The following is a 14,474-nucleotide window of genomic DNA, read 5'->3' on the forward strand; positions in this document are numbered from 1 at the left end:
ATGAAGCATTCGAGAAGCCGCGCCCGGATGACGTTCCAGCGGAAGCTGCTCGTCTATTCGATCGTGCTGAGCGTGTTTCCGGTACTGACCGTCGGCCTGCTCTCCTCCTACTTCGCTTCGCGCAGCGTGCAGGGCGAGGCGGACGAGAGCCACCGGTACATGCTGAGCCAGATGCAGACGCAGCTCAACCAGTTCACGAAAAGCCTCCACATCAACTCGATCTACATCGCGACGAATTTGGCGGTCGAGAAATCGGTACGCGACGGCCCCGGCATCGACAACTTGAACGCTTCGCTCGAAATGAACGAGACGATCCGGCGCATCCGCAGCACGTCGCCGGTTCGCTACAACGTCTCGATATTGTACAAACGGTTCAACAACTACATCTACTCGAACGAATACGGACCCGATACGATCGCCCGGCTGCGGCTGCCGGCCATTCTCGACAAGCTGAAGCCGGTCGACAACGAGGCGTACGTCGTGCCGGCCAACACGTTCGACGACCAGCCGGAGCTGCTGCTGTTCCGGCCCGTGCCGATCAATTCCGATTACAGCGACGGCGTCGTCGTCCTGCACGTCAGCCCGGACGACATTCTCCAGTTCGTCGGCTCGATGGAGCACGGCCACGGGACGCGCGTCCTCGTCGCCGACGAGAAGAACCGGATCGTCATCAGCTCGAAGCGGGAGGAGATGGGGCGCCCGCTCGACGACGCGCTGCAGCCGGGGCAAGCGGGCGGAGCCGCCCGGACGGCGGTCATCGGCGGCGAGCGCTACAAGGTGCAGGCGCAGAAGTCGTCGCTGAACGACTGGACGTATATCGCGATGACGCCGATGGCGGAGCTCACCGCCCAGTCGGAGCGCATCCGGCTGACGACGTGGATCATCGCGGCCGCGCTGCTGATCGTCTGGGCGATCATCGCGGCGGTCGGCTCGCGCCGCATGTACGTGCCGATCCAGCGGCTCGCGGAACGGCTCGTCCCGCGCGGGCGTCACGAGAGGAGCCGGGGCGACGGCTTGCTCGCGCTCGGCGACTACGTCGAGCATCTGGCCGATGCGAACCGGCAGCTGAGCAGCCGTCTGAACGAGCAGTTCCCTTACTTGAAGCAGGGCATGTTCCAGCAGCTGCTGCGGGAGGAGATGTCCGAGCGCGAGCTGACGCTGGCGGCGGGGCACGCGGGCTTGCATTTTCGCGGGACGCACGTCTTCGTCATCGTCGCCGAGGCGGACGACATTCAGGCGTTCCGGCAGACGTACCGGGAGAAGGACCGGGCGCTCATCCATTACGCGCTGCTGAAAATGATGGAAGAGACGTTCCAGGGCGAGAGCGTGCCGTTCTGCTCGGGGTTCACGCCGAAGACGGGCCGCGTCGTCCTGCTCGTCGGCATGGACGGCGACGCCCGAGAAGCGCGGGACGCGCTGACGCGGCGGGCGGACGAAGCGAGAGAACACGTCCGCACCTATTTCCGCTTCCCCGTCAGCGTGGCGATCGGACGTCCGCTGCCCGGCTTCGCCGACATCGGCAAAGGCTACGACGAGGCGTCCGCGCTGCTCGCCGGACGGTTCGTTCCGGGAGGCGACGTGACGATCGGGGCGGAGCAGGCGGACGAAGGGCTGCTCCGGTTAAGCCGGCAGACGGTGGAGCGGCAAAAGCGGATCGTCCACGACCTGCTGCACGGCAATTTGCCCGACGCGCGGAAGCTGCTGGCGGACATCGTCGCCGAGCTCGCCGCCGCGCAGGTTCGGCCCGAGACGGCGATGGGCCTCTTCGCCTACCTGCTCGGCGAGCTCGATTACAGCCTTCAGCAGACCGGCTGCGACATCCAGGCGGCGGACGTCGACCTGTACGCCGAGCTGCACCGGCTCCGCTCGCTGCCCGAGCTGGCGCGGTGGCTGTCCGACGAGCTGTTCCCGACGATCAAGGAGCTGACGGAGCGGGACGCCGTGTCGAAGCGGACGAAGACGATCCGCGAGGTGATGGGGTACGCGCGCGAGCGGGTCGAGCGGGGCGACGACATGACGCTGCAGGAAGCGGCGGACCGGTTCCGGCTGTCCGTGTCGTACTTGAGCAAGCTGTTCAAGGATGAGGCCGGCCTCAATTTCAGCGAGTACGTGCTGGAGCTCCGGCTGACCAAAGCGAAAATGTGGCTCGAGCATACCGACATGCCGATCAAGGATATCGCCGAGCGTACCGGCTACGCGAGCGTGCAAAATTTCAACCGGGTGTTCAAGCAGCGGTACGACGTGCCGCCGGGGGAATACCGCAAAGAGAAGCGGCAAGCTTCGGGATAGCCGTTTATCCCGATTTGTCGCTTTTTTTATCTTCATTTGTCCTGCGCCTTTCCAAACAAATGAGCATTGCACGGAACTGTAAGCGGTTGCATCATAAAGGGCGAAGGGGGCTTCCCTACAAACAGACAAGGAGCGTGTTCGAATGACCCATGCGAAAAAAACGATCGCTTCCGTATTCGCCGTCTCGCTCGTAGCCGCAACGGTGCTTGCCGGCTGCGGCGGGAAAGAGGAGCAAGGAGCCGCGGGCGGGCAAAGCCAAGGGCCGAAAAAGCTTCACCTGCTGCTGTCCCACTCCAACGCCAAATACGCGATGCAGGCGAAGGACGACGACCCGTACGTCAAAGAGCTGTCCAAGCTGTCCGGCTACTATATTAAGGCCGAATTTTTGGGCCACGGCAACGATTTCACCCAGCAGATGACGGTCCGCTTCGCCTCCGGCGAGCTTCCGGACGCGATCCGCACGGACAGCATCAACTCGACGATGCACCCGGGCGCGCTCGACAAGGGCGTTTTCGAGGACTTGACGCCGATCATCGAGAAGTACGGGCAAAACTTGAAGAAGAAAATACCGGCCGAGGCATGGAAAAGCCCGAAGGTGAGCAAGGACGGCAAAATATTCGGCATCCCGGCGCTTTCCGCCCTGCCGGCGTCCCGCGTCGTCTACATCCGCCAAGACTGGCTCGACAAGCTCGGGATGAAGCAGCCGAAGACGGTCGACGACTTCCTCGCCTATTTCGAGGCGGTGAAGAAGGAGGACATGAACGGCAACGGCGATCCGAACGACGAATACGGCTTCTATGTCCGCGAAAATTTGATCTATTCCAACCTGTTCTTCGCCGAATTCGGGGCGGAGCCGGGCACGTGGTATTTGAAAAACGGCCAGCTCCAGCCGGGCATGATCCAGCCCGAGATGAAGGACGCGATCCGGTTTTGGAAAGAGCTGTACGACAAAGGCTATATCAACCCGAACCTGTTCACGAACAAGGCGGCCGATTGGGAGGCCGGCATCAAGCAGGGCAAAGGCGGCCTGTGGCTGCACGATGTGACGAACTACAATACGAACTGGGGCTTGCCGGAATTTTACGCCAACGAGAAAAACGCCAAGGTGTCGATGATTCAATCGCCGGAAGGGCCGAAGGGACAAGGGATTTCGCCGGCGGGCGACCAGATCTATTTCGTCTGGGTCGTGCCGGCGAAGAACAAGTCCGCGGAGGACGTCGTCAAGTTTCTCGATTGGGCGTGGTCCGACGAAGCCGAAACGTTTTTCGCCCTCGGCATCAAGGATAAAAACTACAAGGTGGAAAACGGCAAGCCGGTATGGAGCTTGACGGACCCGGCGAACAAGGACAACGACGCCTCCGTCTTCTACCAGCTGTCGATCAACCCGCGAGGCGACGGCCGGATGCTGCCGCGCGTGCTGGACGTCGTTCCGAATTCCGAAGCGCTCAAGGCCGGCATTAAAACCGCTCAAGAAAACGTCATCCAAAACGACGCGCTGCACATGCCGACGCTCGAAAGCTTGAAAACCCATCCGGAGCTTGCGGTCGGGACGGGAGCGGGGACGCTGTTCCTCGACATGTTCGCGAAGGTCGTGACGGGCAAAGAACCGCTCGACTCCGCCTTCGACAAATTCACGGCGGAATGGAAGCGCCGCGGCGGCGACGCCGCGATCAAGGAAGCGACCGATTGGTACAACGGATTCCACAAAAAATGAGGCGGTCCGGCGGCCGCCGCCGGCACGGAGCGCATCCGGCCGGCGCGGCCGCCCGTGCTCCGCTAGGAGGGTATGCATGCTCGGTAAAATCATGTCCCGCGACTCGCTTCTGCTTTGGCTGATCGCGCTGCCCGGCGTCCTGCATTTCGTGGTGTTCCGGTACGTGCCGATGCTCGGCAACGTCATCGCCTTCCAGGACTACAGCATCTTCTCCGGCATCGCGGACAGCCCTTGGGTCGGCTTCAAGCATTTCGCGAATATGTTCACGTACGAGGAATTTTATCAAATTTTGACCAATACGCTGCTGATCAGCCTGTACTCGATTTTGTTCGGCTTCCCGGCGCCGCTCGTCCTGGCGCTGCTGCTGAACGAAATCCGCAAGGCGTGGTTCAAGCGCCCGGTGCAGACGCTGCTCTATTTGCCGCACTTTTTATCCTGGGTCATCGTCGGCAGCATCTTCATCAATTTGCTCGGCACGGACGGGTTTCTCCAGACGATCCTCGGCTGGTTCGGCTTGCCGAAAACCGACTATTTGACGCAGCCCGACTATTTCCGCGGCATTCTCGTCTCGATCGGCATTTGGAAGGAGATGGGGTGGGGCATGATCATTTATTTGGCCGCTCTATCCGGCATCAACCCGAACCTGTACGAGGCGGCGATGGTGGACGGAGCGGGACGGTTCCGGCAAATGTGGTCGATTACGCTGCCGTCGCTCATGCCCGCGATCGTCGTCCTGTTCCTGCTGCGCGTCGGCCACGTGCTCGATTCGAACGTCGAGCAGGTGCTCGTCATGCTCAACCCGCTCGTCCGCGACGTCGGCGAGGTCATCGACAGCTACGTGTACCGGGTCGGCCTGCTCGGCGCCCAATTCAGCCTGACGACCGCAATCGGCATCTTCAAATCGCTCGTCGGCCTGCTCCTGGTCGTCGGCTTGAATACGCTCAGCCGGAAGACGACGGGGGAAAGCATCTACTGAGACAACGCAACGCGACCATACTACTTCCGGGAGGGAATACGACCGATGCCGGTGCGCAAAAGGCTGCAGTTTTTTCCGATCGTCAACGGCGCCGTTTTCGTCGTTATTTGCTTGACGATGATCGCCCCGATCGTCCATTTGGCCGCCGTTTCGTTCAGCTCGCCGCTGTACGCGAACGCGAAGCTCGTGACGTTTTGGCCGAAAGGGTTCAATATCGAGGTGTACAAAACGATTTTCGGCATGGATACGATGTGGAGGTCGATGGGCAACAGCATCGTCATTACCGTGGTCGGCACGCTCATCGCGCTCGCCTTCACGTCGACGCTCGCCTACTCGCTGTCCCGTCCGCAGATGAAAGGGAGGAAGTGGGTGCTGCGGGGCATCATCGTCACGTTCGTCTTCTCCGCGCCGCTCATCCCGAACTACCTGCTCGTCCGCGGCCTCGGCATGGAGAACACGCTGTGGGCGCTTATGGTGCCCGGTGCGCTGGGGGCGTTCAACGTCGTCATCATGAAGACGTTTTTCCAAGGCATCTCGAGCGAAATGTTCGACGCGGCCAAAATCGACGGCTGCAGCGAGCTCGGCTCGTTCGCGCGCATCGCGATTCCGCTGTCGATGCCGGTCATCGCCACGATCGCCCTGTTCCATGCGGTCGGCCAATGGAACTCGTACTTCAGCGCGCTCATCTTCATCCGCAGCAAGGAGCTGATGCCGATGCAGGTCGTGCTGCGCAGCCTCGTCGTCGAGGAGCAGGCGAACAATATGGCGTCCTCGTCCGAAGTCGCGACGCTGCTGACGCCGGAAATGCTGAAGGCGGGCATTACGCTGTTCGCGACCGCCCCGATCTTGATCGTCTACCCGTTTCTGCAAAAATATTTCGTCAAAGGCGCGATGGTCGGTTCGCTCAAGGAATAGGCCGCCTAACCGTCCAACGAAAAAAAGAGCGGCTTTCGCGTCCGCTCCTTCCTTATTCTCTTCTTATCGGCCGATTCCGTCCAAATAGTCGTCGATTTGCCGCAAATGGTGCGCATCGTGCCCGGCCATATGACCCGCGTAAGCCGCGAGCGTCGTCTCCCAGTCGCCGATCCGGAAGACGGCGTTCCGCTCGTCGTCGGTTTTCCGCCGCAGGAAGGCGACGAACGACTCGCGGTACCGGACGAACGCGTCGACGACGTCCCGCTTCGAGACGCCGCTCCGCGCATAGGCGGCCGCTTCCGCGTTGAGCGGTCCTTCGTCCACGCTTGCGAGCTGCGCGCCGCGCTCCGCATAGGGAAGCCGGCGTTCCACGATGAGCCGGTCCCAGTACAGGAGGTGGGCGATCGTCTCGCCGACCGACCATTTTCCCGGCCGCATCGGGGCGAGCCACGTCTCGTCGTCGAGCTCGGCGAGCCGCCGGACGCGGCCGATCGTCCGCTCCAGCTCGTCGATCCGCCCGGCTTCGCCGCTCTTTCCGCTTCCGCCGCTTCCGCCGCTTCCGCCGTTCATAATCCGTACCTCCTTCCGTCACCCGTTTTGCTGCTGCTCCAGCACGTCATCCGCGTACCGGTCGCGAATGTTCAGGATCGTCGGCAGCTGCTCGAAGAACACGTCGACGACGCGCGGGTCGAAATGCTGGCCGCGCTCCTCCTTGAACAAATTCAAAATGCGGTCGAGCTCCCACGCCTTCTTGTACACCCGGTCGCTGCCGAGCGCGTCGAACACGTCGGCGATCGCCGTAATCCGTCCGTATATGTGGATCTCCTCGCCGCGCAGCCCTCTCGGGTATCCTTTGCCGTTCCATTTCTCGTGATGCTGCTCCGCTACGATCGCCGCCGTCTTCAAGATGCGCCGCTTCGAATTTTTGAGCAGGTTGTAACCGATCTCCGTATGGGTTTTCATGATGTCGTATTCCTCGTCGGTCAGCTTGCCCGGCTTCTTCAGCACGGCGTCGGGGATCGCCACCTTGCCGATGTCGTGCATCGGGGACGCCATCTTCAGAATTTCCGCCTCCTGCTGCGGAATGCCGAGGCCGAGCGCGAGCACATACGAATATTCGGCCACCCGCTTGACGTGGTTCCCCGTCTCCTTCGACCGGCTTTCGCCGATTTCCCCCATCGTGAAAATGATTTCGCGCTGCGTCTCCTCGATTTCCTGCGCGAGCATCGCCGACTCGATCGACTTCCCGGAGTACGACGCGGCCAGCGACAAGTTCCGCAGGTCGCGCTCGGAAAACTTCTCGCTCGCCGTCATTTTGTTGACCGCCTGGTAGCAGCCGATCACTTCGCCCTCGTTGTTGCGGAACGGGATGACCATGAGCGCCTTCGTCCGGTAGCCGGTCTGCTGGTCGGTGCGGAGCGCGCCGTTCAGCAGGACGTCGCGGTATTCCTCGTTCGTATAGGCGTCGTCGATGAAAATCGGCTCGCCGGTCGCCACCGAATGTCCGGCCAGTCCGGCCCCGAGCGGGACGCGAAGCTCGCTGACGCCGTGCGCGACCTTCGACCACAGCTCGCCCTTCTGGTTGTCCAAGAGCCATACCGTACACCGGTCGGAGACGACGATCTGCTTGCCCATGTCCGCCATCAGCATAAGCACGTTGTCCAAGCTTCGCTCGTTGGCGATTTTGGCGGCGTATTCGAGGATGACTCCGAGCAGCTCCTCGGGCTCCAAATCTTTTTTCAGACGCGGCTCCTCAAAATCGTACGTTTCGTGCACGTCGTTCACACTCCAGCCAAGGATGCAATAATTCCATTGTATTCCGCGCCAAGTGCCATTCTTCCTGCATCCTCGCGAAAAAAAGTCCCGATTCGGCGTCGAACGGTGGCGAATGCCGGATGTCCGGAGGGGTGGCCGCGGCGAGCGGCCTTCAAGGCTTTGGCGGCCCTATTCCCGCATCGCGGGCCAGCAGAATCGCCTGGGCCCGGTCGCTTACCTGGAGCTTGTTCAGCAGGTTCGATACGTTGTTGCGAACCGTCTTGAGCGACAGGTCGAGCTGGCGCGCGATGTCTTCGTTGGACAGCCCGTCCGCGATCAGCTCGAGAATGTCCTGCTCCCGCTCGGTCAGCTTGGGGAACAGCGCGCCGATCTGCGGCTTGCGCGACATGTTTTTGAAGTAGTACATCATTTTGCGGGCGATGGCGGGGCTGAATATCGCTTCGCCGGCATACGCGGCCGCGACGGCCCGCAAAATGTCCGCCCGGTCCGACCCTTTGAGGAGGTAGCCTCTCGCTCCGGCCTTCATCGCCGAAAAGACCGTCGCGTCGTCGTCGAACATCGTCAGCATCAAGATGTGGATGTGCGGGTAGTCGCGAACGATTTCCCGAGCGGCGGTTATCCCGTTCATCTCCTGCATGCCGACGTCCATCAGGATGACGTCGGGCTGCCGCTCGCCGGCCATCGTCACCGCTTCCTTGCCGCTGCCGGCCTCGCCGACCACTTCGATATCGTCCTGCAGCCGCAAAATGGACAGCAGCCCTTCCCGGAACACCGGGTGGTCGTCCGCCAGCAGCAGGCGTATTCGCTCCTTCTCCAACTGTTTCACCAGCTCCTTGTTCCCGTTATACCGCCGGCATGCGGACGACGACCTCGGTGCCGCCGCCCGGCGCGGGACGCAGCGAACAGCTGCCCCCGAGCTCTTCCGCGCGCTCCTTCATCGATCGGATGCCGATGCCCGGCTTCAGGTCGGGCGGCAGGCCGATCCCGTCGTCGCGGACCGAGACGCGAACCTCCCCGTCGCTCCATTCGAGCCGGATGCGGCAGCTTTCGGCGCGCGCATGGCGCAGCGCGTTGGCCAGCGCCTCTTGGACGATCCGGTAGACGGCGGCTTCGACCGCGGGATGGAAGTCGAGCTCGCGGTCCGGCAGCTCGAGCGACACCCGGATCGACCGGTCGTTGCATTGGCTAGCCAATTCCTCCAGGGCGAAGGCAAGGCCGAACTCGTCGAGCGACGGCGGACGGAGCGAATAGACGAGACGCCGGATGTCGGCGATGGCCGACTTCATCCGGTTCCGTACCGAATCGAGCGCCATCCTCGACCGTTCGGGATCGGTTTCGTGCAGCTGAATCGCCTCCTCGGTCCGCAGCATCATGCCCGCAATGACGGAGCCGAGCCCGTCGTGGAGGTCGTTGCGCAGCCTCCGCCGCTCCTCCTCGCGGGCGATGACGATCCTCTCCCTCGAGCGGGCCAGCTCGTCGGTGAGCCGGACGGCCTGCACCGCGATGCTTACTTGGCGGACGAGGTCGAGGAACAGCTCGTGCCGTCGCGGGGGCAGCATGTCGCCGAGATCGCGCACGCCGAGCGTCAGCCGGCCGACGGCTTCCCCTTGCACCGTAAGCGGGATATGGCTCAAGTCGCCGGTTCTCCGCCCGTATTCGGCCAGCCGCTCCGGCCCCGCCTCGCCTTCGATGTCGATCGACGCGTACGGCAGCCGGAAGGCGCGTGCGACCGTCTCTACGATTTCGTTCGGCAGGGAGCGGCGGGTGAGCGCGCCCTCCAGCTTTTCCGACAAGTCCGATAAAATCCGGTAGGCGTCGTCCCGCTCGCCGTAGACGAGCACGTTCACCGACCGCTGTACCCGTTCGCGGAGCGGGTGGAACAGGACGGCGACGAGTCCGGTGGCGACGAGCGAAAGAAGCGCGCTGTCCTTCGACTGCAGCAGCACCCCGACGACCCCGACGACGAGCGCGTACGCCATTACGCTCATGACGCTAAGCACGAAGTAGACGAGCGTCCGGTCGAACGCGGCGGACATCCGGCGTACCCGCGTCTCGAGCACCATGACGCCGATCGAGAAGGGGAGGAACAGCAGCCCCGCGTACAGCATCATTTGAGCCGCGACGCGCAGCAGCCCGTGCCGGTCGTGGACGAGCAGGTCGAGGTAGGTGGCGCCGACGAACGCGGCCATGCCCAGCGCGAACCAGCGAATTTGCCGTTTCTGCTCGGCATTCGCGCTCCGTGCGTAACGAATGCCCTGCTGAAGGAGGACGAGCAGCTGAATCGCCAAGGCGCAGCCCTCCTTCAGCAGAGGGGGCCAGTTCATGAAGTTCAGGACCGGGCTTGCCGGGAACAGCGCGCTTCCGAACGCCAGCGCCACGATCGACCAAGCCGGCACGGCCGTCCATCGCGGGACGAAGCGCCCCTCCGGCAGCAGCAGGAGGAAGAAGGGGTAGAGCAGACCGATGGCAACGTTGACGGTTAGCAGCGTACCGAGCGGGCCCCCGTGAGCGAACAGCGTCTCGTCGGTGCTGAACATCGTTCCCGTGACGATCAGAAGCAGGGAGGCGAGGACGCAGTAGACGTCCTTCCAGCCGTACCGGTAAAGCAGAAAGCCGACGGCCCACGACGAGACGTTTTGCAGGAGCAGCAGCATGACGGTCATGCCGCCGTACAGCTCGGGGTCGATGCCCACGCGCTCGAGCTGGCTCAGCTGGACGCCCGTCAACTGAAAAAAACTCGCGCATGCCGTTTCCGGGCACGGCTTCGCGTACAGCCCGACGCCGCTCCAATGGCTGTAGGCGGAAACGGCGGCCGACGCGGCGAACGCCGCCCACCATGCCGTATGCGCCGCGATCAGCATCGCCGTTCGCCGGCCGCTGCCGGCGGTAAATGCGTACAAGGTCGCCACTTCCCCGAGTGCGGATTTGTTCCCAGTATAGCACGGACCCGCCGGGAGCGAACATTCCCGCGGCAACTTCCCGGGTGCCCGGGAACGGTTCCCTTGTGGCAGGAACCGGAGCGTTCTACGATGGGGAAGACTTTTGACAATGGAAGGAGTGTCCGAAGATGATAACCGTCAAGCCCTCGCTTCTGCGGGTATGCGGCTGGATGCTGATCGCCGCCGGCCTGACCAACTGCGTGCTGCAGATCGTCCATTTGGAGGATACGCCCGCCCAATTGGCGCACTTGCCCCATTTCCTGAGCATGGCGGTCGGCGTGCACGCCGTCATGCTGGTGGCGACGCCGATCTTCCTGCTCGGCCTCGTCGGCCTGTACGCCAGACAGGCGGAGACGATCCGCTGGTGGGGGTGGCTCAGCCTCGTTACGTTCGCCTACTATTTGACGTTCGAGCTCGTGCACGCCATTCTTCAGGTGTACCAGTATCCTGTTCTTTACGAAGGCATCACGACCGAGGAACAGCTGAAGGCGGCGTCGGATATCGCGAACCGGACGCTGTTTCACGACGGGTTTCCGACCGTTATGTCCGCAATCGCGATGCCGGCCGTGCTGATCGGCTTCATCCTGATGACGGTCGCCATGATCCGCGCCCGCGTCTACTCCCGGTGGCTGGCGCTGTCGATCCTGCTGCTTCCGCTCACGTTCTTTTTGCCTTGGGAAAGCTTCGGCCGGTACGTCTACCCGGTCAGCTTCCTCACCTATGCCGCGTACGGCGTGTTGTTGGCGTTCGAGAAGCGGGAGGCCGCGGCGCACGGGCGGGGTCACGGCGCGGATGCGTCGGTTTGAACCGGAGGATGCCAAAAAACAGAACAACGTCCTTCGCGGACGTTGTTCTGTTTTTGTCGACGGTACAGAAAGTTAAACTTTGCCAAAGCGATTTATTTTTCCTTCGTCCAAACGGTGTGGCCGTATGTCTCCTGCCCGTCCGGAATTTCCAGCTTGTCGCTGTCGAGCTTGATATCGAACACGTGGCTTGTGTTGTCCTTGCGGGTATTCTTATAATCTTTCAGTAGGATGGTCCATTCTTCGTATTGCAGCTTTAGGCGCGTACTGCTGCTGAACGAATACGTTCCGGAGAAGTAGTTGTATTCGTTTTTCGACGCGTAGGAGCCGACCGTAAAGGTACCGTCTTGAAAAAACTCGAATAGATGAGCGCTATTGTCCTTTCTCACAGCTTTCCATCTGCCGAGGATGACGGAGCCCGGATCTTGTTTTGCGCTTGGACCCGGGGCCGGTTGAACGGTTCCCGGATTCGGCGGCGGAGCGCTCGCTTCTTTTGCCGTATGGGCAGCCGGTTTATTCGCTTCGACCGTCGTAGTGGAGGACGGGGACGGCGGTTGTCCGGTTGTCTGCTGCGCGGCATTGGACGTTGTCGGCGTTTGAACCGCCCCCGTCGGATTGGGCTTGTTTGCGGAAACGGCCGCATGGCCGCTTGCCTGTTGTCCGGTCGCTTGCTGCGAAGACTTGGACGGCGTCGGCGTTTGCAGTACCCCCGGTTCGGTTTGGTTGGATACGGTGCCGCCGGTTCCCGCCGATCCGCTATCGTTCGTTGGAAATAGGTCGGGCTCGGCGACGACCACGTAGACCGCTGCGCCGGTAAGCAAAACGGCCATCGCGGTAAGAATCAGGGCGACGACTTTCATCATTTTCATAGAAGCAGACACTCTCCGTATTCGCAAACTGGTATGTAAATCGTTAAATCGCACCGCCATTTTGTCGAAATTTCCGCTAAGTTCTTTGTGATCCTAGTAAAAAGGAGGGTCGAAAGACCTTGGTGGCGGGTAGGTTTAATGTACCATATCCGTCGCATGAACGGAACAGCAAAAAACCGCAAAAAATATCAAAAACGGACTGCCGTACCCGTCGTAAAGTAAAAGTATCTCCATGGAGGCATTCGCATGAACTACAAAGATTCGATCATGAAAGCCGTCGCCTATATCGAGGCCCGTCTGACCGAAAATATTCGCAGCGCCGAGGTGGCGGACGCCGCCGGCTATTCGCCCTTTCATTTTCACCGGATCTTCCTGGCGGTTACGCGCCTGTCCGTCGCGGACTATATCCGCAAGCGGCGATTGACGCAGGCGGCCTTCGACTTGTTCGAGACGAAGCAAAGAATCATCGAGATCGCCGTCCGGTACCGCTTCGAGTCGCAGGAAGCGTTCACGCGGGCGTTTCGGCAGATGTTCGCCATTTCGCCCGGGCAATTCCGCAAGCAAAGGGACATGAAGGACACACTGTTCCGCGCGATGGAGAAGCTGCCGTTGGATGAAGCGGGGCTGCATCATCTGCACGAGGGGATTTCCCTCGAGCCGGCTTTTGTCCGCTTGGACGAGCTGCATGTGGTCGGCATGTCCATAACGGGCGTCAATTCGGACGAGGTCGGCGCGCTGTGGCGAACCTTCCGGGCCCGTCTGTCCGAACTCGGGCGAGAACCGGACCGGGAAGGCGTCTTTTACGCGGTCGTCGAACTGACGGGCGAGCAGTGGGAGGTTTCTTACACCGCGTGCGTGGTAACCGGCGGCGAGCCGGTTCCGGTTCCGGCCGGGATGGTCGCCAAGTCGATTCCGGCGGCGACCTATGCGGTATTTTCGCATAGAGGGACGTTGGCGAGACTGAACGATACGTTCCAATACATTTACGAAACGTGGCTCCCCCGATCGGGCTATATTCGGACGAACGGTCCCGAGTTTGCGAGGTACGACCCGCGATACTTGGGCCCGGATCATGAGGATTCCGTACTGGATCTTTATATTCCCGTCTGTACACCGTAGGTCGGGAGCGGGAGTCGCGCTAGGAGAGGAAGAAGCGAGGATGGTCGAAAGAACGGAAACGAAGCAAGCTTTTGCCGGTTGCCGCGAGGTGAAGATTGTCGACGAGGGGACAGGGACGTCCTTCCCCATGATCGTGTTCTACCCGACGGATGTGCCGGAGCGGGACGACCGGCTGGGGCCGTACCCGGTGGAGGCGGCAAGGGATGCCGCGCCGCGGGAGGGAACGTTTCCGCTGGCGCTTCTTTCGCACGGCACGGGCGGGTCGTCGTTCGTGTACCGGTCGCTGGCCCGGTATTTGGCGCGCTGCGGCTTTATCGTCGGCCTGCCCGAGCACCCGCACAATAACCGCAACGACAACAGCTGGGAAGGGACGGTGCAAAATCTCGTCTACCGCCCCCGCCACCTTGTTATGGCGGCCGACTGGTTTTATGAGGACGAGACGTTCCGGCGATTGCTGAAGCCCGGCGGCTACTCCGTCATCGGGCACTCGATGGGCGGCTACACCGCGCTGGCGGCCGCCGGCGGCGTCCCGACCTCCTTCCCGCACGAGAGCCCGGAAGGACGGCCGCAGCCGATCGACGTCACGCCGGACCGGCGGATCCGGTCGTTGGTTTTATTGGCGCCGGCGACCGTCTGGTTCCGCGAGGAAGGGGCGCTTCGCCGCGTCGGCGTCCCGATTCTCATGCTGGATGCGGAGCACGATCCGTACACGCCGCCTTTTCACGCGCAGATCGTCTTGAACGGCGTTGCCGATCCGCGGAACGTCCGTTACCGGACGGTCGAGAACGCCGGACATTTCTCGTTCCTGAGCCCGTTCCCGGATGCGATGATTTCGCCGGCCTTCCCTCCGTCGCAGGACCCGCCGGGTTTCGATCGCGTGCGATTTCACGAGGCGCTGCAAGCTGAGGTGGCGGCGTTTTTGGGGGGGCGGGGGTAGGAGGGAAGTGTTGTGGAAAGAGTAGGTTGATAGATCCGGAGTATCGAGCGAGTCTCGATCTCCGGCTTTTTGTTTTTCAATAGGTTCATGGAGTTCAGTAGAAAAAAGGGCTGATATAAATCTCTTTACCGGAAAAT

General features: G+C 61.8%; 12 protein-coding genes. 7 read left to right on the plus strand and 5 right to left on the minus strand.

What is annotated here, in order from left to right; genetic code table 11:
* From DLM86_RS04790 to DLM86_RS04805, 4 genes are all read left to right on the plus strand, one after another.
* A complete protein-coding gene (locus DLM86_RS04790; protein ID WP_110838832.1) occupies window positions 1–2,289 on the plus strand; it encodes a helix-turn-helix domain-containing protein in 2,289 nt (762 codons plus the stop codon).
* 142 nt (window positions 2,290–2,431) lie between these two features.
* Window positions 2,432–4,003 carry an extracellular solute-binding protein gene (locus tag DLM86_RS04795; RefSeq protein ID WP_110838833.1) on the plus strand — a complete coding sequence of 524 codons (1,572 nt, stop codon included), beginning with the start codon at window positions 2,432–2,434 and terminating at the stop codon, window positions 4,001–4,003.
* Between the two features lie 76 nt (window positions 4,004–4,079).
* A complete protein-coding gene (locus tag DLM86_RS04800; protein ID WP_110838834.1) occupies window positions 4,080–4,979 on the plus strand; it encodes an ABC transporter permease in 900 nt (299 codons plus the stop codon).
* A 45-nt stretch (window positions 4,980–5,024) separates the two neighbouring features.
* Entirely contained in the window at window positions 5,025–5,894 is an 870-nt protein-coding gene (locus tag DLM86_RS04805; RefSeq protein ID WP_110838835.1) for a carbohydrate ABC transporter permease, read from the plus strand.
* 63 nt (window positions 5,895–5,957) lie between these two features.
* Here DLM86_RS04805 and DLM86_RS04810 read toward each other — a convergent pair whose 3' ends face one another.
* From DLM86_RS04810 to DLM86_RS04825, 4 genes are all read right to left on the minus strand, one after another.
* Window positions 5,958–6,464, minus strand: a complete 507-nt coding sequence (locus DLM86_RS04810) for a DinB family protein (RefSeq protein WP_110838836.1) — start codon at window positions 6,462–6,464, stop codon at window positions 5,958–5,960.
* An 18-nt stretch (window positions 6,465–6,482) separates the two neighbouring features.
* Entirely contained in the window at window positions 6,483–7,670 is a 1,188-nt protein-coding gene (locus DLM86_RS04815; RefSeq protein ID WP_211326481.1) for an HD domain-containing phosphohydrolase, read from the minus strand.
* 151 nt (window positions 7,671–7,821) lie between these two features.
* Window positions 7,822–8,496: a response regulator transcription factor gene (locus DLM86_RS04820; protein WP_245954355.1), complete on the minus strand. Its 675-nt coding sequence runs from the start codon at window positions 8,494–8,496 to the stop codon at window positions 7,822–7,824.
* A gap of 16 nt (window positions 8,497–8,512) precedes the next feature.
* Window positions 8,513–10,570, minus strand: a complete 2,058-nt coding sequence (locus DLM86_RS04825; RefSeq protein ID WP_110838838.1) for a sensor histidine kinase — start codon at window positions 10,568–10,570, stop codon at window positions 8,513–8,515.
* Between the two features lie 167 nt (window positions 10,571–10,737).
* Between DLM86_RS04825 and DLM86_RS04830 the strand changes: the two genes are divergently transcribed.
* The gene (locus DLM86_RS04830) at window positions 10,738–11,415 is read left to right on the plus strand and encodes a hypothetical protein (RefSeq protein ID WP_110838839.1); all 678 of its coding nucleotides are present in this window, start codon (window positions 10,738–10,740) and stop codon (window positions 11,413–11,415) included.
* A 92-nt stretch (window positions 11,416–11,507) separates the two neighbouring features.
* On the opposite strand, the gene DLM86_RS04835 is transcribed toward DLM86_RS04830, so the two are convergent.
* The gene (locus DLM86_RS04835; protein WP_110838840.1) at window positions 11,508–12,281 is read right to left on the minus strand and encodes a hypothetical protein; all 774 of its coding nucleotides are present in this window, start codon (window positions 12,279–12,281) and stop codon (window positions 11,508–11,510) included.
* 246 nt (window positions 12,282–12,527) lie between these two features.
* On the opposite strand from DLM86_RS04835, the gene DLM86_RS04840 reads away from it, so the two are divergent.
* Window positions 12,528–13,400, plus strand: coding sequence for an AraC family transcriptional regulator (locus DLM86_RS04840; RefSeq protein ID WP_110838841.1), 873 nt, complete (start codon window positions 12,528–12,530; stop codon window positions 13,398–13,400).
* A 40-nt stretch (window positions 13,401–13,440) separates the two neighbouring features.
* The gene (locus DLM86_RS04845; RefSeq protein ID WP_170143691.1) at window positions 13,441–14,337 is read left to right on the plus strand and encodes an alpha/beta hydrolase family protein; all 897 of its coding nucleotides are present in this window, start codon (window positions 13,441–13,443) and stop codon (window positions 14,335–14,337) included.
* Window positions 14,338–14,474: the final 137 nt, after the last annotated feature.

This window comes from Paenibacillus flagellatus, from assembly GCF_003217775.1.
GTDB lineage: Bacteria > Bacillota > Bacilli > Paenibacillales > NBRC-103111 > Paenibacillus_AB > Paenibacillus_AB flagellatus.